Origin of the sequence: Clostridioides sp. ES-W-0018-02, assembly GCF_020658175.1 — a bacterium.
Lineage (GTDB): Bacteria > Bacillota > Clostridia > Peptostreptococcales > Peptostreptococcaceae > Clostridioides.
Genome location: NZ_JACVVY010000002.1, coordinates 18,019 through 39,355 on the forward strand (window position 1 = coordinate 18,019; position 21,337 = coordinate 39,355).

Here is a 21,337-nt window from a genome sequence, read left to right on the forward strand (position 1 = left end):
AGAGTAGTATTGTATAAAAGTATTTATATTAGTGATAGTACTCTAATTTATCATTAATTTTTTACAATTCATCATTTAACTTAATCATATGATAAACTATTTTAGCAGTATCATATAATTCATCTATATTTACATATTCATTAACTGTGTGTACGTCATACATCCCTAAACTTAATATAGCACAATTATATCCAAGATTAGCTAGTATATTTGCATCACTACCACCACCAATTATCATTGGATTTGGAACAACACCAACTTGTCTTATTGCTTCCTCACTTAATTTAAAAACATGACTGTCTCTACTAAGTTCAAAACTTGGATAAGACATATTATGTTCAAAAGTGTAAGTAGTATTAAATTTAGATGCAGCATCTGAACAACATTTTTCCATATGATTAAGTTCATATTCTAAAGTTTCAGGGATATGAGACCTGATTTCAGCAGTCAATGTAACCTTATCAGTTACTATATTTGTAGCTCCACCACCTTCTATTTTACCTATATTTGAAGTTGTCAGAGAATCTATTCTACCTATATGCATATTACTTATAGCATGAGAGGCAACCAATATAGCATTTATACCTTTTTCAGGTTCTATACCAGCATGTGCTTTTTTACCATCAAAAGATATTTTTATAGATTCTTGTGCAGGAGCCTTATATGCTATAGAACCAATAGCTCCACCAGAATCTAAAATCACCATATCCTTGCAAGGTAAGTTATCAGGGTTAAAGTTTTTAACACCATGCATACCAGCTTCTTCACAAATTGTAAAACATAGATATATATCTCTATGTGGTATTTTTTCTGTAATAACATGTTCTAGAGCTTCTAGGATAGCAGCTATACCAGCTTTGTCATCTGCACCAAGTGTAGTAGTTCCATCACTTCTAACTACATTACCATCTAGTATTGGATTTACACCTAAACAAGGTTGAACTTGGTCCATATGAGCACATAAACAAAGAGGTCTACTTCCTTCTTCTCCTTTTATATATGCGATAACATTTCCCGTATTACCACCATATTTTTCACCAGCATCATCTATAATAGCGTCTATATTTCTTTCTTTTAGATAGTTTACTATCCACTTGGACATTTCTAATTCTTGATTAGATGGACTGTCAATCCTAACCATATCCATAAAGTTATCTATAAGTCTATTTTTACTTAACATAAATCATTTCTCCTTTTAGAAAAATTTAAATAAATTACATACTATAAGAAGGGAATATTCCAGGCCCTAATGGAATATTAAACACCATAAATAGTATCAATAGTATAGTCCATACTATCAAGAATGATATAGAGTATGGTAGCATATTAGCTATTACAGTACCCATACCCGCATCCTTATCATACTTTCTTGTAAATGCTAGTATAATAGGGAAGTATGGGAATAAGGGGCTAAGTGGATTTGTTATACAGTCACCTATACGATAAGCCATTTGTGTAAGTGCTGGATTGTATCCGACCATCATAAACATTGGTACGAATATTGGTGCAAGTATAGCCCACTTTGCAGATGCACTTCCTATAAATAAATTTATAAAGCATGATAATATAATAAATCCTATCAATAATAAAGGACCATTTATTCCTGCTGATTTCAAAAACTCTCCACCTTTTACAGCGAGTATCAAACCTAAATTACTATTTGTAAATAATTGCAAAAACTGTGAAGCAGCAAATGCTAGTATTATATATCCGCCCATATCACTCATTGCACCAGCCATTATAGAGACAACATCTTTATCCTTTTTTATCTTACCTATAGTTTTTCCATATACAACACCAGGTATAAAAAAAGCTAAAGCTATTATAGGTACCATACCTTTCATAAGAGGAGCATTATTTGATAATAAATCTCCTGTTTCTGGGTCTGCTAAGAATGGTTTTTGACCAATTACACTAAGTGCTATCATAATTGCTGCATATATTAATATACTTATACCAGCTTTTTTAAGCCCTTTTTTTTCTACATCACTAAGGCTACCATCAACATCTAACTCTGCATTTCCTTCGTATTTACCAAATCTAGGAGCTACAATTTTTTCTGTTACCCAAGTTGCTAACAATATTAATACAAAAGTTGATGCTATCATAAAAAATAAGTTCATTGTTGCATTAGCTTCAAATCCAGAATCAATCATCTGAGCTGCTGGTACTGTAAAGCTTGCAGCAAGTATATCGTTAACACTTATCATGATGTTTGCTGCAAATCCTAGACAGACTGCGGCATATCCAGAAAATAAACCTATAAGTGGATGTCTTCCAACACCAAGATATACAAGTGCAGCCAATGGTGGGAATAGTATTGTACCTGCATCTGATGCAATATTTGCAAGCATACCTATAGTCATTACAACAAGAGTTACTTTTGTTTCAGGAATTTTGCTTACTGATGCCTTTATTGTTGCTGTCATAAGTCCAGTTTTATCACAAACACCAGCGCCTATCATAGTAACTAAAACTAGTCCTAAAGGTGCAAAGCCTTGAAAATTACTAACAATATTTCCTAATAAAATCTGAAGTTGTTCTACAGTTAATAAATTTACAGCAGTTATAGTTTCACCAGTACCAGGATGAACTACTGATATACCCATAGAACCGATTATGCTAGATAGTATAAGTAAAAGTACACATAATCCTAGAAATATTGTAACTGGGTCTGGTAGCTTATTACCAACAATTTCTATTCTGTTTAATGTTCTGTCAAAAAAGTTCTTCTTTTTAACTACGTTATCATTCATAATATCCTCCCTATGTTTTTAAAATATAATATTGAAAATAAGTATTGTGGTCAAATTTATAATATAAATTATGACTGTCAATTTAAGACGTGTCCACAATGTGTCCTAAAAAAAGTATAAAATAAACTTTTTCCTATGTCAATGTAATTTTCTGAATTTTCTGGATGAGTGATGTTAATTAAATATGCTTTAAGTAGATTAATGACGAATTATATCTAAGTTATTTGTATTATATATATACTTTAAAATTAATTTTAAAACAAAACTTTATAAAAATCTAGTGGAATATTAAGTTAGTAAAAGAATAAATTAATAAAATACAAAACTTTATAACAACTAAATAACAACTCAAGTGAAGTATTTAGGTTAGAACTAAAAAATAATATGTAAGGGGATAAATTGTCATAAGGTTATATGAAAAATATAAAAAGATTAAAGAATTGTAGAGAAATAGTAAAATACACAAGTTTATATTATGATGAATATAACCTATGTAGGAGCTCTTTTTAATGACTTTTGTATATGAGAATGATATAATATATTCTAACTATAAGTAAAGAAATATTAAAATAAAATTAAAAATATTAAGTTATTTATATGTTTTTGTAAACTAGATAGTAATATTATTATATTTTTATAAAAAATATATTGGAAATATAATCAATTTATATAATTGGAAATTATTGGGTTAATTTTAATAGAGAAATGAAAAAATATGAATAATAGCTCTATATGATAGTTAAATCACTCTTTAAATTAATAAATAATGTGAGAGTTCATTTATAAGTGTATCAACAGTAGTTGAACTATAGAAGTATTAAAATAATTCATGAATAAGAGTGTGGAATGTACAAGGGAGGTAGGATGTTAGAAACAATATTAAAGAATTTTAAAGCAAAGAAGATGAATTTGTATAAATCTGAAATTAGATTGAGAAATTATAGATGTTTCTGCGGTTTGTCATTATTAGGACTCACTATTTCAGCTATGGTGTTTGTATTTGGATTGATTTTATCAGAAGTTGTTACTTTTAATATAGAGTTTTTTATTATACTTGGATACTTTTTTATTCTTTATATTATTTCTAAATTTTACTTAAAAAAACACTTTCAGCATATAACGCTTATCTTTTATTTGGCATTAACTCCAGTTATGATAATGGGTATTTTGAGGGGAACTTTTCTAGATAAAACAGAACCATCAATCACAATTATGGTCTTTATATGTGTACTTCCTTTATTCATATTGGATAAACCATGGAGAATTACTCTCTACATAACAGGAACTGCTATAATCTATGGTATTTGTTGCTTTATAGCAAAGGATATAAATATGTTTATGGCGGATTTAGTTGATTTAGTTACTTTTTATTTTTTATCTGTGGGTGTTAACTTTTTTATTCTGAATGACCGTATCGAAAGTGTAGAAAACTACATTAAATATAGAACTAAATCAGAAATTGATTTATTGACAGGTATATATAATCGAGGTGCTGGTGTTGAAATGATTGAACATCTTATGGACGAAAAAAAGTATGGAGCTTTTATTCTTATCGATATAGATGATTTTAAATATATCAACGATTCCTATGGTCATATTGTAGGTGACCGTTATTTACAAGCTGTAGCTGATAATATAAAGAATATTTTCTATGATAGTGTAGTTTTAAGATTAGGTGGTGATGAATTTGCCATCTATGCTAAGGATTTAAAGAATGAGGAGAATTGTAAAATACGCTTTGAGAAATTATTTGATGCATTAGATAATATGGAAGATTTATCACAGAATGATTATGTATTTCATATTAGTTTAGGATGTTCAATTTGTGATAAAAACATTGCTAATTTTGAAGATTTATATAGTAGGTCAGATGAAGCTCTTTATGCAGCAAAGGAAGCAGGAAAAGGGTGTTATCGAATAAACTGATTTAATATTTCATCATGATTTTTATGTATATGTAATATATAATTTTTAAAAAGAAAAACGGTAGTTTCAGCTGGAATTTTGAAACTGCCTTTTTTCTTTTCTGATTTTTTTGTAACTGGAAGCCAGACTTCATGTTCTGCATTTTGTAGGTATGAATTTAAGTAAACTTCTATATCTGAAATATTTTCTACATATTTATAACTAGAGTCAGGAAGCCACTCTGTTCAAATTCAACGTTCTAAATATTGTATGCTTTCTACAAAAATGGTAACCTTGTAAATATTACAATAAGTAGCATCAGTAAATATCTATTATGTTTACCAATGCTATTTTTTGCAAATTTATAGTATAAAGTGCTAACTGTAATATCAAGTTTTTATTTTTCAAGGTATGCTTTTAAAGCAAGACCAATAAATTTTGATGCTCCATCTCCATATTTATTATCGTTAACCTCAATAAATACAGGGTTTGATATATAATTTTCAGACATAATAGGCCAATAATTATCTCCCATATCTATTCCATTATTAATTTTATTAGTAAAAGAAATCAGTTCTTTAACTAATTCTTGGACATCTAAAGATGCAACATCTTTACTTAGATTTTCTGTAAGTTTTCTTGTAATATCATCACCTTTTTTAATAAGGTTAAGTACTTCTGATTGAGAAGTAGCAGTACTGTTAGATAAAAAATTTTGAAAGTTATTTTCCATAGCTTTTGTGTATTTTTCAAGACTTCCAAACTGCTTAATTGCCATATTTGCTATTTCATTTTCATATGATTTGATTTCTGAAGTTGTTTTATCAAAATCTTCAATGCTTTCAGTTTGTGCGACACTCTCATCAGTGTGAGATTCTTTGAACTCAGTTAAAATATGAAAATACTCACTCATATTAAAATCTTTAAAATCCACACATTTATCTACTTTTATAAGTTTATTAAGTAATTCTAATAGAGCATTTAATCTATCTCGCTTTATTTGGATTAGTTCTTTTTGATTTTTAAATGCAGTTAGACAATCAAATTGAGGATTTTCCATGATTGCTTCAATTTCTTTTAATGTGAAATCAAGTTCTTTAAAAAATGTAACTTTTTGTAGAACTTCTAATGCGTTATCATCGTATAATCGTAATCCATCAGTAGTTATTTTTGTAGGTTTAAATAAACCAACTTCGTCATAAAACTGTAGAGTACGTATACTGACACCAGTTAATGAAGAAACTTGTTTTAATGTCATCATTTCAACTCACCTTCTTTCGTACCCTAATAATTGAGAGTTAGCTAATATTTTTTTATAAGAAATATACAGTATTTGTAAATGCTATCTCTAACTACTAATGTATGCTATTACTATACATGAGGATGAATATATTTATTGTATTTTTTCTAAATAAATATTGAGGACTTTATGAAAGAAAAGAAAAGATGGTATAGCTTTTAAAGCATATACCATCTTTGTATTATAAAAAGAATACTTAATAGACCTATAAAGTTTTGTCGTGTTTTTCTAAGAATGTTAAGTATTCTTCTTTAGTCATAACTGGTGTAAAGGCATCTAATATACCTTTAGTCTCTTTAGCATTATCAAAAAGAAGGTCTATAACTGTAAGTGCCATAGCCTTAGCAGGTACTATGTAAGCTAAGTCTTCATCAATTATTTCAAAATCTCTTGTATGAAGAGCACCTTTTACACCACCAATCATAGGGTGAAGGGTAGGCATTATATGAGATACATCTCCAAAATCAAATGAACCAGTGAAATCTCCACCATCAATAATTTTTCCTTTTAAACCTAAATCTTCAAGGTTATTTTTAAATAAGTTATCAAGGTTTTTGTATCTTAATATTGGTAGATACCCAGGAATTTCAGTTATTTCAACATCAGCTCCAACCGCCATTCCACCAGCCATCAATGCTTTATTTATTCTTTTATTAGCATCTATCATGCCGTTTATAGTTCTAGCTCTTACATATGATTCCATATGAACATCAGCAGGAACAACATTTACTATATCTCCACCTTTTGTGATGATAGGATGGAATCTAACTCTTTCAGATTCTTTAAAAGTCTCTCTAAGTGCATTTACATTATTTATAGCAAGCATTGCTGCATTTAAAGCATTTATTCCATCATGTGGAGCAGAACCAGCGTGAGATTCTTTTCCTATAAATTTAACTTTTTTGCCGACAAAGCCATTACTTTCAGGACCAACTAGAGCCTTATCTTCTCCTAAATCTGAAGAGTGAAACATCATAGATATGTCTATATCATCAAAGTAACCTCTTTTTATTAGTTCTTGTTTTCCACCAAAGTAAGTTATTTTTCCTTCTTTTTTCAATTGTTCCCTGTATTCCAATTCAATAAATTCTTCAGCAGGAGTAGCCATAAATGATATTTTACCATCTAAATGTTCTAAAACCCCACTTTTTACTAAACCAACAGCTGCACCTAACATTCCAGCTATTTGTATGTTATGTCCACAAGTATGAGATGCACCTATTTCATTAGAATCTTTGTGTTCTTTGCATGATATACCATCTAATTCTCCAAGTATAGATATATGAGGACCTTCTTTACTAGAATTTGCATCTGCCTTACATCCTGTAACAGCTATATTTTTTTCGACAGATAAGTTTAGTTCTTGTTCAAAAAAGTTTGAAACAGCTTCTGTAGTTTTATACTCTTTATATCCATATTCTGGGTTTTTGTAGATTCCATGACCTATTTCTAATATTTTTTCTTTATTTTCATCGATAGTCTTTATTACTAGAGATTTTAATTGTTCTTTATTCATAATAAGTTCCTCCTATATTTTACCTTGAATACTTAAAACTATATGAGCTATACTTGCACATGCAAAGAATATAGTTGTAAAGACAACAAGTGATATTATAATTATTTTCCATGACATTTCCTTTAAAGCTTCTATTTTGTTTCCAACAGAAATTCCTGCAAAAGCTAATAGAGGAGTTGTTATAGCCATAAAATTAATATTATTAGTGTTAGTTAAGAATACTTCAGATGTTGGGCTATATGGCATACTAAGTAAAAGACCTATTATAGTTGCAAATCCAAAAGCAGGAAATATTGATTTAGGAAATAAATCCTTTATAATCATAGCAGCCATAGCAGCTAATATTAACATTACCATTCCAGGAAAAGCTGTTACTATAGATGTACCAACACTAATTCTTTGTCCTATAAGAATTATAACTCCAATAATAGACATAACCAATAATTGATATGAACTTTTCTTTAAATCTAAATTAGCAAACATTTATTAGCACTCTCCTTTTGTAGTTTTTGTTTTGTCAGTTTTTTTACTTCTTGAAAATTTAGGTTCTAAAATTTTGTACATAAAATTAGTAAATGGTAAAGATACAAAGACCAAGAATATAATTCCTGTTATACTAGACATCATATTACTTGTTGCTGCATAGGCAAGTATTGTATCTGCCATTTCTGGAGGTACCATGGTAGAAAGTGAGCCAGCAGCAGCAGTCATCATACTTCCACTACCAACACCACAAGCCATTCCTAAAGCATATGGATGAAGGCCACTATAAATTGAGACTGAGCCTAATACGCTAAAATATATAGTACCAAGAACTGTACCCATTAAATATGTACCAAGTACGCCACTACCTTCTGGAGAATTTATCCCATATTTTTCAGATATAACTCCTAAAGATGGTTCACGGCTTATACTTGCAGTAGCTCCAATAGCTTCTCTTTTCATACCAAATATTAATGCAAGAGGTAATGCAACTATTGGTGCAAGTATGTGACCAAATTCTTGAGCAAGAAATGCAGGTCCAGCTTGAATTATCTTATCGATGTTTGGGCCAACTGTAGTCCCATATTTTATACCAAGCATTACTAGCGCAATTCCAACAACTTCACCAGCAATATTGATTTCTTTTTCTCCAATAACTTTTTTAAGTGCTTTAATTTTTTTGCCTAATAAGTCAGGTGTTATTATAAGTCCGATTATAACTGCATAAAGCATTGGAAATAGTATTATAGAAGCTGAGCCAATAGCTAATGTTCTTTGTCCTATAAATTCACATACTACTACTAAGATTAAGCAAGTTAAAAAGACTTGAATAAAGTGTTTTTTATTAATTTCCATGATTGCCTCCCTAAAAAAATAAATATTGTACTTATTTGAATTTGAAATAGAAAATACGTTTTCTTGAATATAATACGTTTTCCTAAATTACATAAAATTATATAGTAAAATTGTTTTTCAAATAAGTTTAAGAACTGTCAATAACATGTCCTTAATTAAGGATAAATCAAAAATTTAACATTGTCAACGAAAAAATATGTAAAATATTACATAACTTAAAAATATTAACATATAAATTTATTTATTAAAAATTTACTTAAATATTGTATGAATAAAATATAAAAAGCTTTAAAATAAATAATATAATTATAGAAAATAAAGATAAATATAATAATCTTAGTAGGTGATAATAGATGAAAATAAATAGATTAACAGAAATAATAGTAATACTATTAAATAAAAAATTAGTTACTGCTAAAGCATTGGCTGAGAGGTTTGAAGTTTCTACAAGAACTATATATAGAGATATAGAAACTCTGTCTATGTCAGGAGTACCAGTATATATGACTAAAGGCAAAGGAGGAGGAATATCTTTAATAGAAGAATATTCTATAGACAAAACTATATTGTCAAAGGAAGATAAGGAGAGTTTAATAATAGCACTTCAAACATTACAAGCAACAAAGTATCCAGAAATAAATTCAGTAGTAGATAAAATTGGCTCAATATTTGGAGAAAGTAATTTTGCAAACTGGATTGAAATAGATTTTACTGAATGGGGAAGTAATTTTAATGAGGATGATAAATTTACAAAAATAAAAAATGCTATTTTAAGACGCAATACTATAAATTTTGATTATGTAAATAGTTTTTCAAGTCAGACAAATAGGACTGTTGAACCGATGAAGCTAATGTATAAAAGTAAGACTTGGTACTTGTATGGGTTTTGCAAATTAAAGGACGATTTTAGAATATTTAGAATCAGTAGAATGAAAAACTTAGTAGTAAAAGAAGACATATTTTCAAGAAAGATAATTGAAGAGGCATACTTAGATGACTCTAAAATAATTAAAGAAGATACAGTAACTCTGAGGTTAAGATTTAAGGAAAAGATGCTCTATAGAGTTTTTGATGATTTTAACAATGATTTAATAACTAAAAATGAAGATAATACATATGATGTAATTGCAGAATTCCCAATTGGAGAGTGGATTTATGGATATATCTTATCTTTTGGAGATAGTGTTGAAGTACTTGAACCTAAATTCATTAGAGATAATGTTATAAATAGATTGAAAGAGATGCTTAAGATGTATTCCTTATAAGTTACTATTACTAAATTCAATTATATTAAAATATATGACATATAGATGTCGTATTTTATAAATTATAATTAAATTAAAGAAACAGATAATCAAAAGCAATCAATAAAGCTAAAGTGAGGTATAAAGTATGGATTATGAAATAGTACATATAAGTGAAAAAATAGTTGTGGGTGTATCAAAAGAAACTACAAATAACAACGGACAAGCAGTAAAAGACATAGGTGAATTATGGAAAAGCTTTATGGGGAAGGGTATCTATAATGCTATAAAAGGTAAAAAAAATGATAAAACAATAGGTTTATATACAGACTATCAAGGTGATTTTACAAATCCATATAACTTTGTAGCATGTTGTGAAGTAAATAGTGAAGATGATAAGGACAACAACTTAAGTGAATTTAATGAAAAAGATATTTGTGGAGAGTTTGTTATAAGCAAAGTTATACCAGGTGGTAAATATGCAAAATTCACTATAACAGGAGATATACAAAAGTCAGTAGGAGAATTCTGGTTTGAGTTTTGGAAAATGGATTTTGATAGAACTTATATAAGTGATTTTGAAGAATATCAAAATAATACATATGATATGAATAAGCAAGAAGTTCATATTTACATTGGAATAAGATAAATTCATTGATAAATTTTAATATATAAAACTTATTATAGGAATAAACAAGTTGATAATCATGAGGGAGTGTACTATACACTCCTAATTTTTATTTTATCTTTAAAAGTGATAATATTGTGATTTCTTTAAGTACACAATTTTTGAATAGTTCACAAAATTATCTATAATCGTTTATAATCAATATTTTGTTCATAATTTAAATCTTCCTTTAGCAATATGTAAAAATTTATTAATTAATAATAGGATATAAATTTAATTATAGTTCAGCCGATAATAGATGTATATTATATAAATATTTTCAATTTATTATATATCTATATAATTGGTTTTTGACAACTTTTTACGTTTTTGTGTTTTTTACGTTTTTATGTGATTATGTTTTTAATAACTCGTCAAAATGCAAAACATATATTACAATAGATATATAAGTTTTTTAATTTATAAACTGTATTAATAAAGTTGAATATAGTATAGCATGAATATGTACTTTTATTTATAGATGAAATGTATTTATTATGTAGGAAAAATAGTCAGTAAGTATAAACAATGACTGAAAAATAATAGCATTTATTGTTACAAGTATGGAGGAGTTAGTTTTATGGAAAATAAAATTTTAATAGTAGATGATGCTATTTTTATGAGAATGATGATTAAAGAAGCTCTGAGTAAAAGTGGCTACGAGAATTTAGTAGAAGCAAGTGATGGAGAAGAAGCTTATAATATGTTTAAAGATGAAATGCCTGATTTGACATTACTTGATATTACAATGCCTAAAAAAGATGGTCTAGAGGTATTAAAGGAAATAAAAATGTTGGATTCAAATGCTAAAGTGGTGATGTGTTCTGCAATAGGGCAAGAAAATATGATTGTGGAAGCTATAAAGCTTGGAGCACTAGATTTTATAGTAAAACCATTTAAAACAGAAACATTGGTTAAAGTTGTAAATAATGCCTTAAAATAAAGGCTGTAAATACACCTTTATATAGTAAAAATACATAAATGTAACAATAGAGGGAGGGGTTTATATTATAAATTATTCACAACTTGATAATATTCATATAGATGCTCTTAGAGAAATTGGTAATATAGGCTCTGGGAATGCAATTACTGCACTTGCATCCATGATAAATAGTAAGATAGAAGTATTAATACCCATGGTCAAGATACTTAAATATAATGAAGCTACAAATTTACTTGGAGGTCCAGAAAACAAGGTTGTATGCATTCTACTTGATATGAAAGGCGATATTAATGGGATGTTTATGTTTTTGTTGGATGAATCAATCACTAAACTTATGCTTAATTCTCTTTTTAATAAAGATGAAGCTTTCTTAGACGAAATTACAGGTATTGAAATTTCTGCAATCAAAGAAATAGGAAATATTATGGCAAGTTCTTATGTAAATGCTATTGCATCTATGCTAAACATGAACATAAGTATTTCGGTTCCAGATATGTGTATTGATATGGTCGGAGCTGTGTTGAATGTTCCTATGATAAGATTTTCTGATGTTGGGGACAAAATTTTATTTATAGAAAATAAATTTAAAAATAGTGATAATTATTTTATTAGCCACATATTGATGATTCCAGAAATGGACTCGCTTAAAGACATATTAGTAAGATTGGGATTATCAGTATGAGTAGAGAGATAGTAGTAAATATTGCAGACATGAAAATAGTGTATAAACCAAATGTTTTGGTTACTTATGCACTTGGTTCTTGTGTAGGAGTATGTTTAATAGATAAAACAGCAGGAATTGGTGGAATGTTACATGTTATGTTGCCATATAGTAAAGATGCTATTCACATTGAAAATAAATATAAATTTGCTGACACAGGAATAAAGGAACTTATTAAGTCTATGGAGCATATAGGTGCAAATAGGACATATATAAAAGCAAAAATAGCTGGAGGAGCCCAGATGTTTTTAGAAAATAGTAATTCATCAATTGCAAGCATAGGGTATAGGAATGTTGAAGCAGTAAAAAAAACTCTTTTAAGCTTAAAAATTCCAATAATAGCAGAAGATACAGGAATGAATTATGGAAGAACAATACGCTTTTATACTGAGACAGGCGATTTAATTGTAGACTCAATAAATAAAGGAAAAAAGAAAATATAGATTATTTTTATTTAGAAGATATTTAAGGGGGAGGTATTGAATGAGATTTCCAGATGACCCATATTTAGGTTATGAGTTAGTAGATGAGGGGATTAAGTACCTAAAATTTAAAATGGACGAACAGAACTTTGGTATTGAACTTGAAAAAGTCATAGAAATTGTTGGGAATCAGGAAATCATATTTATTCCAGAACTCCCAACCTATTCAAGAGGAATAATAAATTTGAGGGGAAAAATTATCCCGATAATAGATATGCATTTGAGACTGAGGAAAAATAATTTAAATACTACTGATTATGTATATATAGTAATAGCCGGATTGGAAAATTTAGTAGTGGGATTTATGGTTGATAAAGTTGAGGAGATAATAGATTTAGAAGAAAATCAGATATCACCTCCACCAAGGGTTACTCTTGAATATTCAGATTATTTTGTAAGTGGTATTGGAGAGATAGACAATCAAATAATTACCTTGTTAGATTTGAAGAAGCTTTTGACTGATGAAGAAGAACTTTTGATAGATGAATTGCTTTTTAAATACAATTAAACTATCATGTAACACAGATATATAATTTAGTGGCATTGTAATTATATTATAATGAGAACATTTGGAACTATAGTGGTATAATTATTAAGTGTAAGAATTTTAAATTATTAAAATTTGAATATATTATGTTTAAGAGAGGTTTGGATATGGAAAATAAGCAACAAGGAACAATTTTAGTTGTTGATGATAGTGTTCTAATGTGCGATTTAATAGATAAAACACTTACAAAAGATAATTTTAAAGTCATAAAAGCATTTAATGCAATAGAAGCAAAAGAGTGTATTAAAGAGTGTACACCAGACATTATTCTGCTTGATATAATTTTGCCAGACAATTCTGGATTTGAATTGTGTAGAGAACTCAAATCTAATATTCGTACAGAAGATATACCTATAATTTTTATAACTTCAAAAAATACAGATACAGATGTAGTAAAGGGTTTTGGAGTAGGAGCAATAGACTATATGGTAAAACCTTTTAGTATGACAGAATTAAAAGCTCGTGTTATGGCTCATATTGAAGTCAAAAAATCTCAAGATAAATTAAGAAAAATAAATAATGAACTGGAATCTTCTCTTGAAAAATTAAATAGATTAGTTGTAAGGGATTATCTAACAGGTCTTTACAATAGACGTCATATAATTAATCAGCTTATGGAACAAAGAAAAATTAATAGATATAGTCATGAAACAGTATCTCTTATTCTTGGAGATATTGACGATTTTAAAGTTATTAATGATACTTATGGTCATGAAGCAGGAGATTTTGTGCTAACAGTAATCTCAAGTATAATTAAAAAGAATTGTAGACAAATTGATACTGTATCAAGGTGGGGTGGAGAAGAATTTTTGATAATGCTCACTAATACTTCAATAGAAGGGGCAAAAATACTTTCAGAGAGAATTCGCAAAGAAATAAAGGAATTTGAATTTAACTATAAAGGAAATGAAATAAAGTGTACTATTACATTAGGAGTAGTAGAGGTAAACTCAAACATATCATTAGAAGAAAATATATCCCTAGCAGATAAGGCAATGTACGAGGGAAAAAATCTAGGAAAAGATTGCAGTGTAGTAAGTACAATGAATGGACTAAAGAAGATATAGATTGATATCTTGATAAACTTACTTTATAAAGGAGTATAGATATGAAAAGAGAAGTAAAGCTTTCCAAATTGGCAATAGTATTGCTAATTATTATAGTACTAGCTGTTATGGCAGGCATTTTTTCTTCAATTTCATCTTATAAAGCATTTGAAAAAGTGGAAAAAAGTATCAATGACATGAACAATTTGAGAAATGAAAGTCAGTATATAAAAGACACAACAAGAGAAGTTTGTGACATGTTAAGAAGGTACGTTTTTACAGGTGAAAAAAAGGATAAAGATGTCTATGAAAAAGAGCTATATGGAAAAACAAGAGAATCTGCTTTAAATAAACTTGAAAAAATTGGTCTTACAAAGACTGAGTCAAATAAAATTTTGGAAGCTAAGGAGATATCTGATTCTTTGGTACCAAAAGAACAAAGTGCTATAAATGCAGTTGAAAGTAATGACAAGAGCTTAGCTCAAAGTATAATTTTTAGTAGCGAATATGTAGAATCTCAGGAAAAAATGGATTCTTTAATAGATGAATTTCAAGAGGATGTAGTTACTCGTTCAAATTCTGAAATTGTAGAAGTTAAAAAAGAATTACAAAGTTTGATACTAAGAACGATATTTATACTCTCACTATTAATCATATTAACAATAATAGAATATGCAGTAATAAAACTAAAGATAGTAATTCCTATTAATAAAGTAGAAAAACATTTTTCAAGAATTGCATCGGGTGATTTAAGAACAAGTATAGATGTTGAAGAAAGTAAATCTGAAATAGGAATGTTAGTAAGTTCTGTCAAAAAGATGCAAGATATGTTATTAAATTATATAGACCTTATAGACAGTACATTAACTAGCATTGCAAAAGGGGATTTAAGAATAGACATAGAACAAGAATTTATAGGAGATTTTAAATCAATCAAAACATCATTAGAAAGTATAATAAATTCTTTTAATGATGATTTCTATGAAATAAATCTGTCAGCTGAGCAAGTTGCAAGTGCATCAGAACAAGTAGCAGCAGGAGCACAAGCTCTTTCGCAGGGTGCTACTGAACAAGCTAGTTCAGTAGAAGAATTAGCCTCTACAATTAATGAAATATCTGATGGAATTAAGCAATGTGCAGATAGTGCTAGTCTTGCATGTGAAGTATCTGACCAATCAGCATTACAAGTTGGTTTTGGAAGTAGATGTATGGATGATATGATGACATCAATGGAGGCAATAAGTGAAAAATCAAATGAAATATCAAAGATAATCAAAACCATAGATGAGATAGCTTTTCAAACTAATATTCTTGCATTAAACGCAGCCGTTGAAGCAGCAAGAGCAGGCCAATATGGTAGAGGATTTGCAGTTGTTGCAGATGAAGTTAGGTCTTTGGCTGGAAAAAGTGCTAAAGCAGCTCAAAACACAGCAATTCTTATAGAAGAAGCTATTAAAACAGTGGAAAATGGTGTCAAAATTGCAAAAGAAACTGCAAAAGCATTAGACTTAGTTGTAAATGGTGTAGAAAAAACTACTGATTATATTAATGGAATTTCTTCATCTGTGCATAGTCAAGAGATAGCAATTACACAGATTTTATCTGGAATAGAGCAAATTTCAATAGTAGTTCAAATGAACTCTGCAACAGCAGAGGAAAGTGCTGCAGCTTCAGAAGAAATGTCTGCTCAAGCACAAATTTTAAAAGAATTAGTAGAAAAATTTCATCTAAAAGAAAGTGAGATAAGAAAATCATCGTGGATTTAGATTATAGAATATTATATATAAGAAAAAATAGAAATTTATTTGTCGACTGTAGGTGATAAATATGAATTACATTGAACCAAGTATGAGACCAATGTTAGATATGTTTATATTTGAGACAAGTCTATTACTTGAGCAATTAGATGAAATTATGATTCAGACAGAAAAAGAAAGAATATTTAGCGACAGTAATATTAATGAAACTTTTAGAATTATGCATACAATAAAAGGCTCAGCTTCTATGATGGGTCTAGATAATATGTCTGCTTTAGCACACAGTGTAGAAGACCTATTTTATATTATACGTGAAAGAAAAATAGAGATTATAGATAATGATTTATTGTTTGATTTAGTTTTTCAAGCATTAGATTTTATAAAATATGATATTGGTAAATTACAATCAGGAGATTGTACAACTTCTGATTGCTCTAGCTTTATAAAAGATATTGAAGATTATGTAAGTACTCTAGAACTATCAAGTTCTACAAAATTACAAGATAAGTTGAACTTAGAAGACACATACGAAAAAGAAATAACTAATTTAAATTTTTCATATAGAGAAGGTTCAGACATAGTCAAAATAGTTTTTGAACAAGATTGTATGATGGAAAATGTAAGAGCTTTTATGCTTACATTTGAATTGCAAGATTACTGTGAATTTCTAGCATTTTATCCTGAAGACGTAGAAAAGAATACAGGTACAGCAGAATATATTAAAAAATATGGATTTTATATACAATTTATTGCTAAAGATGATAAAAACATAATTTATAAAACAATAAAAGATAATCTATATGTAAAAGAGTATTCAAATGTTGATAAAGATGATATATATACAAGTGAAAAACAGGATGATATGTTGGTGAAAAACCCAAAAACTAATTTGGAGACAAATTCTAAAGATGAAAATAATTTTGTAAAAGAAAAAAGTGCATTACAAGAAAGTGTCTTAAATGAGAAAATTGACTTAGAGCAAGATGTTTTAATTGAAGGAAATGAGCATCTTCCTATAAGTAAACAAAATATTATGACTGTAAATTTAGAAAAACTAGATTTACTTCAAAATATAGTTGGAGAAATTGTAATTATGGAATCAATGGTTGTAAATAGTGTAGATTCTAAAGGTGTTGATATAGATAATTTCAATAAAGCAACCAGACAATTACATAAGCTTACAGATGAATTGCAGGATATAGTAATGTCAATGCGTATGGTTAAAATTGCAGGTGTATTTCAAAAAATGCATAGAATTGTACGAGATATGAATAAAAAATTAGATAAAAATGTTGAACTAGTAACTATAGGAAATGAAACAGAAGTAGATAAAAATGTAATGGATAATTTAGCAGAACCATTTATGCATCTTATAAGAAATGCTATGGACCATGCAATAGAGCCTGCTGATGAACGCATATCTAAGGGTAAAAAAGAAATAGGAACTATAATTTTATCTGCTGAAAATTTAGGCGGAGAAGCTGTCATAAGTATTTCAGATGATGGCAGAGGTCTCATGAAAGATAAGATTTTGGAAAAAGCTAAAGAACAAGGTCTTCTTAAACATCAAATTAATGAATATACTGATGATGAAATTAACTCTTTAATTATGACTCCAGGATTTTCTACAAAGGAATCTATAACTGAATTTTCTGGTAGAGGAGTAGGGATGGATATTGTTCGTAAAAGTATTGAAAAAGTTGGTGGTTCAATTGGTGTAAAAAGTACAAAAGATGAAGGAACAACATTTACTATAAAAATACCACTGACACTTTCTATAGTAGAAGGTATGGAGTTCAAAGTTGGAAAATCTATGTTTACTTTGCCAATATCATCAATAAGAAGTACATTTAAACTTGCAGATTTAAGCCAAGTAATTAAAGATGGTAGTGGAACAGAATTAATTACAATATATGGAGCATGTATTCCTATTATAAGATTACATAAAATATATGATATTCATACAGATATAACTGAATTAGTAAATGGAAATATGATAATCATAGAAAATGAGCATAAAGCAGTATGTATTTTTGTGGATGAAATAATAGGAACTCAACAGGTTGTAGTAAAGCCATTTCCAGTTTATTTTAACAGATTTAATATGAAAAACAATGGTTTTTCAGGATGCACAATACTTGGTGATGGAAGTATAAGTCTGATTATAGATGCAGATAACATTATGGAAATATATTAGGGGATTTAAAGTATGTCTACAAATGATATTATAAAACAAGTATTAACATTTTATGTTAATGATGTTATTTATGGAATAGAATTAGAAAATGTAATTGAGACTATAAGGTTTCAACCAATAACATATGTACCACGTCTTCCAAATTATATAAATGGAGTTATTAATTTGAGAGGAAGAATTATACCAGTTATTGATATGCATATTAGATACAATCTTCCTGAAGTTGATTATAATGAGAGAACATGCATAATAATTATAAAAATTGATGAGTATCAAGTTGGAATTATTGTAGACAAAGTTGTTGATGTCGTTCTTATAGATGACTTAAACTTACTAGAGACAACTATTTCTAACAACATAAATATAAATAAAGTTATAAAAGAGATTGTAAAAGTTGGAGATAAGTCTATACTAATTTTAGATATTCGAAAGTTTCTAATTGACAGCATGTAATTAGCTTTGATAAATTGGCAGGAGGAAGTTTTTTGTATGATAAAACTCACTGATGAAGAATTTAAAATTCTTGTAAACTATATAAAAAAAGAGTACGGAATTGATTTAAGCAAAAAAAGAGTATTAATTGAAGGACGACTATATAATACAATGCGAGAGAGAAAGTTTAGTTCTTTTAGTCAATATATGAACCTATTATTTAGAGATAAGACAGGAAATGAAGCTATAAATTTAATAAATAGGTTGAGCACAAATCATACATTTTTTATGAGAGAACATCAGCATTTTGAGTATATGTATAATAATATACTTCCTTTTTGGGAAGAAAATAATAAACTCAGAAACTTAAATATATGGAGTGCAGGTTGCTCTAGTGGAGAAGAAGCATATTCAATAGCTATGACTTTAGATGATTATTTTGGGAGTAGGAAAGACCTGTGGAATATTAAAATTATAGCCACAGATATTTCAATGAATTCACTTGAAAAAGCTAAAAGAGCTGTATACACAGAAGCAAATGTTGATAATGTTCCAAAATTATGGAAGAAAAAATATTTCATAGATAATAAAGATGGTACATTTAAAGTTTGTGATAAGATTAGAAAAAGTGTATTTTTTAAACCATTCAATTTAATTGAAGATTTCTCACATCAACTTTTTGATTTGATTTTTTGTAGAAATGTTATGATTTATTTCGATTTAAAAACAAAAGAAGAGCTTATAAATAAATTTTATGATGTAACTAAAAAAGATGGATTTTTATTTGTAGGTCATGCAGAGATAGTAAATAGAAGAAATACAGAATACGACTATGTAAAACCTGCTGTTTATAAAAAATAGAAGAATATTTTAGATATATGATTTTGTGGGGGCGGTAATGTGGAAAATATTAATAACAGGGTCATTGCTATAGGCGCATCTATAGGTGGAACAGAAGCAATACTTGAGATTATAAAAGACTTACCAAAATCTACACCAGGGGTTGTTGTAGCTCAACATATGCCAGCTATATTTACTGAGATGTATGCACAACGACTTGATAAGCAGTGTATTATGAATGTAAGAGAAGCTAAAAATAATGATAGAGTAGAGCAAGGAAATGTACTTATTGCACCTGGTGGATATCAAATGAAATTACATTTAGATAAAGATGGGTATTATGTAACTTGTGAAGAAGGTGAAAGAATAAGTGGACATTGTCCATCTGTAGATGTTTTGTTTGATTCAGTAGCACAAGTAGCAGGTAAAAACTCAGTAGGAATAATACTTACAGGAATGGGTTCAGATGGAGCAACTGGACTTTTGAAAATGAGAGAGAAAGGTTCATTTACAATTGGGCAAGATAAAAATTCTTGCATTGTATATGGAATGCCAATGGTAGCATTTGATAGAGGTTCTGTTGTAATCCAATTACCACTTGATAAAATTTCAAGTTGTCTGATAAGTCATCTTAATATTTGAAAAGAAAAAGATTAATTTTTATAAATAAAAATTAATCTTTTATTAAATTATATGGATAAAAAACCCTAGAAACTCCAAATATAATAAGAGAGATTTATATTTAGGAGGAAAATAATAAGATGAAATTTTTTAAAGTAAATACGAAAGCTAGAGTTTTAAGATATGTGTTTGTTTTATCCTTGACTATAATAGCTATTTTAGCAATTAAACATGACTATAGATATAATAATTTGGGGAAAGATGCTTTACTTAATCTAAATAAAGACAAAGAAGCTGTAAGCGTTATGAGTAATCAATCATTGCCAAAAGATACTACAAATAGTAAACAAACTTTATCAGTAAGTACAATAGGAAGTAAGACAATAGTGAAAAATGATGAATATATAGAAAGTACTATAAATATGCCTATAATAACAAATTCAAATAAGATTGTTGAAAGGTCTACAAATGATAGAATAAAAAATGATATATTTGAATTTTATAACAAATCGTATAAAGAGGCAAAACAATACTTTAAAGATAATCCTGATGAAGAAAATAAATTTGTTGCAAATGTAGACTTTGAACTTAAAAAGAATACTGATTCTGCTCTTAGTATAAAGGTAAGATATTATACTTACAGTGGTGGAGCACATGGTTATTATCAAGATATAGCTTATAATGTAGATATGAGAACAGGGAAGTTTTTAGAATTAATGGACTTATTTAAAGATAATACTAAATATAAAGAAGTTATAGATGAGGAAATTAAACAACAAATAACTGATTTAGAAAAGAAAGATAAAGAAAATGTAGGAATATATAATTTTAAAGGGATAAAAGAAAATCAAAATTTTTATTTGCAAGATGATAACTTAGTTATATATTTTGATTTATACGATATAACTCCATATGCAGCAGGAATACCAGAATTTTCAATAAACAAAAAACTAATAAGCTATATGTTAAAATCGGAGTATGTAGATTTGTTTAATTTGAAATAGGATTATTTAATTTGAAATATA

20 protein-coding genes are annotated in these 21,337 nt (G+C 28.2%); 14 read left to right on the plus strand and 6 right to left on the minus strand.

The window, feature by feature from the left end:
• Positions 1–61 precede the first annotated feature (61 nt).
• Both IC219_RS06505 and IC219_RS06510 read right to left on the minus strand, forming a co-directional pair.
• Positions 62–1,180, minus strand: coding sequence for a M20/M25/M40 family metallo-hydrolase (locus tag IC219_RS06505; RefSeq protein ID WP_227433647.1), 1,119 nt, complete (start codon positions 1,178–1,180; stop codon positions 62–64).
• Between the two features lie 34 nt (positions 1,181–1,214).
• Positions 1,215–2,756 carry an AbgT family transporter gene (locus IC219_RS06510; RefSeq protein ID WP_227433646.1) on the minus strand — a complete coding sequence of 514 codons (1,542 nt, stop codon included), beginning with the start codon at positions 2,754–2,756 and terminating at the stop codon, positions 1,215–1,217.
• Between the two features lie 864 nt (positions 2,757–3,620).
• Here IC219_RS06510 and IC219_RS06515 point away from each other — a divergent pair.
• Positions 3,621–4,682, plus strand: coding sequence for a GGDEF domain-containing protein (locus IC219_RS06515; protein ID WP_227831376.1), 1,062 nt, complete (start codon positions 3,621–3,623; stop codon positions 4,680–4,682).
• A 376-nt stretch (positions 4,683–5,058) separates the two neighbouring features.
• Here IC219_RS06515 and IC219_RS06520 read toward each other — a convergent pair whose 3' ends face one another.
• From IC219_RS06520 to IC219_RS06535, 4 genes are all read right to left on the minus strand, one after another.
• A complete protein-coding gene (locus IC219_RS06520; RefSeq protein ID WP_227831375.1) occupies positions 5,059–5,922 on the minus strand; it encodes a MerR family transcriptional regulator in 864 nt (287 codons plus the stop codon).
• A gap of 244 nt (positions 5,923–6,166) precedes the next feature.
• Entirely contained in the window at positions 6,167–7,477 is a 1,311-nt protein-coding gene (locus IC219_RS06525) for a M20 family metallopeptidase (RefSeq protein ID WP_227824621.1), read from the minus strand.
• Positions 7,478–7,489: 12 nt separating this feature from the next.
• The gene (locus IC219_RS06530; protein ID WP_227831374.1) at positions 7,490–7,960 is read right to left on the minus strand and encodes a hypothetical protein; all 471 of its coding nucleotides are present in this window, start codon (positions 7,958–7,960) and stop codon (positions 7,490–7,492) included.
• 3 nt (positions 7,961–7,963) lie between these two features.
• A complete protein-coding gene (locus IC219_RS06535; protein ID WP_227483653.1) occupies positions 7,964–8,815 on the minus strand; it encodes a DUF3100 domain-containing protein in 852 nt (283 codons plus the stop codon).
• 353 nt (positions 8,816–9,168) lie between these two features.
• Here IC219_RS06535 and IC219_RS06540 point away from each other — a divergent pair, with 353 nt between their 5' ends.
• The 13 genes from IC219_RS06540 (at position 9,169) to IC219_RS06600 (ending at position 21,316) form a co-directional block, all read left to right on the plus strand.
• On the plus strand, positions 9,169–10,080 hold the full coding sequence (locus IC219_RS06540; RefSeq protein WP_227433640.1) for a helix-turn-helix transcriptional regulator: 912 nt from the start codon (positions 9,169–9,171) through the stop codon (positions 10,078–10,080).
• A 127-nt stretch (positions 10,081–10,207) separates the two neighbouring features.
• The gene (locus IC219_RS06545) at positions 10,208–10,708 is read left to right on the plus strand and encodes a GyrI-like domain-containing protein (RefSeq protein WP_227433639.1); all 501 of its coding nucleotides are present in this window, start codon (positions 10,208–10,210) and stop codon (positions 10,706–10,708) included.
• Positions 10,709–11,306: 598 nt separating this feature from the next.
• Positions 11,307–11,669 carry a response regulator gene (locus IC219_RS06550; RefSeq protein ID WP_227433638.1) on the plus strand — a complete coding sequence of 121 codons (363 nt, stop codon included), beginning with the start codon at positions 11,307–11,309 and terminating at the stop codon, positions 11,667–11,669.
• A gap of 97 nt (positions 11,670–11,766) precedes the next feature.
• Complete coding sequence (locus IC219_RS21970) at positions 11,767–12,351, plus strand: chemotaxis protein CheC (RefSeq protein ID WP_227824789.1); 585 nt, start codon at positions 11,767–11,769, stop codon at positions 12,349–12,351.
• A complete protein-coding gene (locus tag IC219_RS06560; protein WP_227831373.1) occupies positions 12,348–12,833 on the plus strand; it encodes a chemotaxis protein CheD in 486 nt (161 codons plus the stop codon). The genes IC219_RS21970 and IC219_RS06560 overlap by 4 nt, the downstream gene beginning before the upstream one ends.
• Positions 12,834–12,873: 40 nt before the next feature.
• Entirely contained in the window at positions 12,874–13,380 is a 507-nt protein-coding gene (locus IC219_RS06565) for a chemotaxis protein CheW (RefSeq protein ID WP_227853321.1), read from the plus strand.
• Positions 13,381–13,526: 146 nt separating this feature from the next.
• The gene (locus IC219_RS06570; RefSeq protein ID WP_227433635.1) at positions 13,527–14,486 is read left to right on the plus strand and encodes a diguanylate cyclase; all 960 of its coding nucleotides are present in this window, start codon (positions 13,527–13,529) and stop codon (positions 14,484–14,486) included.
• A 41-nt stretch (positions 14,487–14,527) separates the two neighbouring features.
• Complete coding sequence (locus IC219_RS06575; RefSeq protein WP_227433634.1) at positions 14,528–16,231, plus strand: methyl-accepting chemotaxis protein; 1,704 nt, start codon at positions 14,528–14,530, stop codon at positions 16,229–16,231.
• A 61-nt stretch (positions 16,232–16,292) separates the two neighbouring features.
• Positions 16,293–18,419, plus strand: a complete 2,127-nt coding sequence (locus tag IC219_RS06580; protein WP_227831372.1) for a chemotaxis protein CheA — start codon at positions 16,293–16,295, stop codon at positions 18,417–18,419.
• Between the two features lie 12 nt (positions 18,420–18,431).
• Positions 18,432–18,872 carry a chemotaxis protein CheW gene (locus IC219_RS06585; protein WP_227433632.1) on the plus strand — a complete coding sequence of 147 codons (441 nt, stop codon included), beginning with the start codon at positions 18,432–18,434 and terminating at the stop codon, positions 18,870–18,872.
• Positions 18,873–18,908: 36 nt separating this feature from the next.
• A complete protein-coding gene (locus IC219_RS06590; RefSeq protein WP_227831371.1) occupies positions 18,909–19,712 on the plus strand; it encodes a CheR family methyltransferase in 804 nt (267 codons plus the stop codon).
• A gap of 39 nt (positions 19,713–19,751) precedes the next feature.
• On the plus strand, positions 19,752–20,333 hold the full coding sequence (locus IC219_RS06595) for a CheB methylesterase domain-containing protein (RefSeq protein WP_227483650.1): 582 nt from the start codon (positions 19,752–19,754) through the stop codon (positions 20,331–20,333).
• A 119-nt stretch (positions 20,334–20,452) separates the two neighbouring features.
• Positions 20,453–21,316 (plus strand): DUF3298 and DUF4163 domain-containing protein, encoded by an 864-nt coding sequence (locus IC219_RS06600; protein WP_227831370.1) that lies wholly within the window; start codon positions 20,453–20,455, stop codon positions 21,314–21,316.
• Positions 21,317–21,337: the final 21 nt, after the last annotated feature.

What these genes read in the sequence shown, in the direction of transcription:
- IC219_RS06505 (WP_227433647.1), bottom strand. Translation starts at nt 1,180, where the DNA reads ATGTTAAGTAAAAATAGACTTATAGATAACTTTATGGATATGGTTAGG.
- IC219_RS06510 (WP_227433646.1), bottom strand. Translation starts at nt 2,756, where the DNA reads ATGAATGATAACGTAGTTAAAAAGAAGAACTTTTTTGACAGAACATTA.
- IC219_RS06515 (WP_227831376.1), top strand. Translation starts at nt 3,621, where the DNA reads ATGTTAGAAACAATATTAAAGAATTTTAAAGCAAAGAAGATGAATTTG.
- IC219_RS06520 (WP_227831375.1), bottom strand. Translation starts at nt 5,922, where the DNA reads ATGATGACATTAAAACAAGTTTCTTCATTAACTGGTGTCAGTATACGT.
- IC219_RS06525 (WP_227824621.1), bottom strand. Translation starts at nt 7,477, where the DNA reads ATGAATAAAGAACAATTAAAATCTCTAGTAATAAAGACTATCGATGAA.
- IC219_RS06530 (WP_227831374.1), bottom strand. Translation starts at nt 7,960, where the DNA reads ATGTTTGCTAATTTAGATTTAAAGAAAAGTTCATATCAATTATTGGTT.
- IC219_RS06535 (WP_227483653.1), bottom strand. Translation starts at nt 8,815, where the DNA reads ATGGAAATTAATAAAAAACACTTTATTCAAGTCTTTTTAACTTGCTTA.
- IC219_RS06540 (WP_227433640.1), top strand. Translation starts at nt 9,169, where the DNA reads ATGAAAATAAATAGATTAACAGAAATAATAGTAATACTATTAAATAAA.
- IC219_RS06545 (WP_227433639.1), top strand. Translation starts at nt 10,208, where the DNA reads ATGGATTATGAAATAGTACATATAAGTGAAAAAATAGTTGTGGGTGTA.
- IC219_RS06550 (WP_227433638.1), top strand. Translation starts at nt 11,307, where the DNA reads ATGGAAAATAAAATTTTAATAGTAGATGATGCTATTTTTATGAGAATG.
- IC219_RS06560 (WP_227831373.1), top strand. Translation starts at nt 12,348, where the DNA reads ATGAGTAGAGAGATAGTAGTAAATATTGCAGACATGAAAATAGTGTAT.
- IC219_RS06565 (WP_227853321.1), top strand. Translation starts at nt 12,874, where the DNA reads ATGAGATTTCCAGATGACCCATATTTAGGTTATGAGTTAGTAGATGAG.
- IC219_RS06570 (WP_227433635.1), top strand. Translation starts at nt 13,527, where the DNA reads ATGGAAAATAAGCAACAAGGAACAATTTTAGTTGTTGATGATAGTGTT.
- IC219_RS06575 (WP_227433634.1), top strand. Translation starts at nt 14,528, where the DNA reads ATGAAAAGAGAAGTAAAGCTTTCCAAATTGGCAATAGTATTGCTAATT.
- IC219_RS06580 (WP_227831372.1), top strand. Translation starts at nt 16,293, where the DNA reads ATGAATTACATTGAACCAAGTATGAGACCAATGTTAGATATGTTTATA.
- IC219_RS06585 (WP_227433632.1), top strand. Translation starts at nt 18,432, where the DNA reads ATGTCTACAAATGATATTATAAAACAAGTATTAACATTTTATGTTAAT.
- IC219_RS06590 (WP_227831371.1), top strand. Translation starts at nt 18,909, where the DNA reads ATGATAAAACTCACTGATGAAGAATTTAAAATTCTTGTAAACTATATA.
- IC219_RS06600 (WP_227831370.1), top strand. Translation starts at nt 20,453, where the DNA reads ATGAAATTTTTTAAAGTAAATACGAAAGCTAGAGTTTTAAGATATGTG.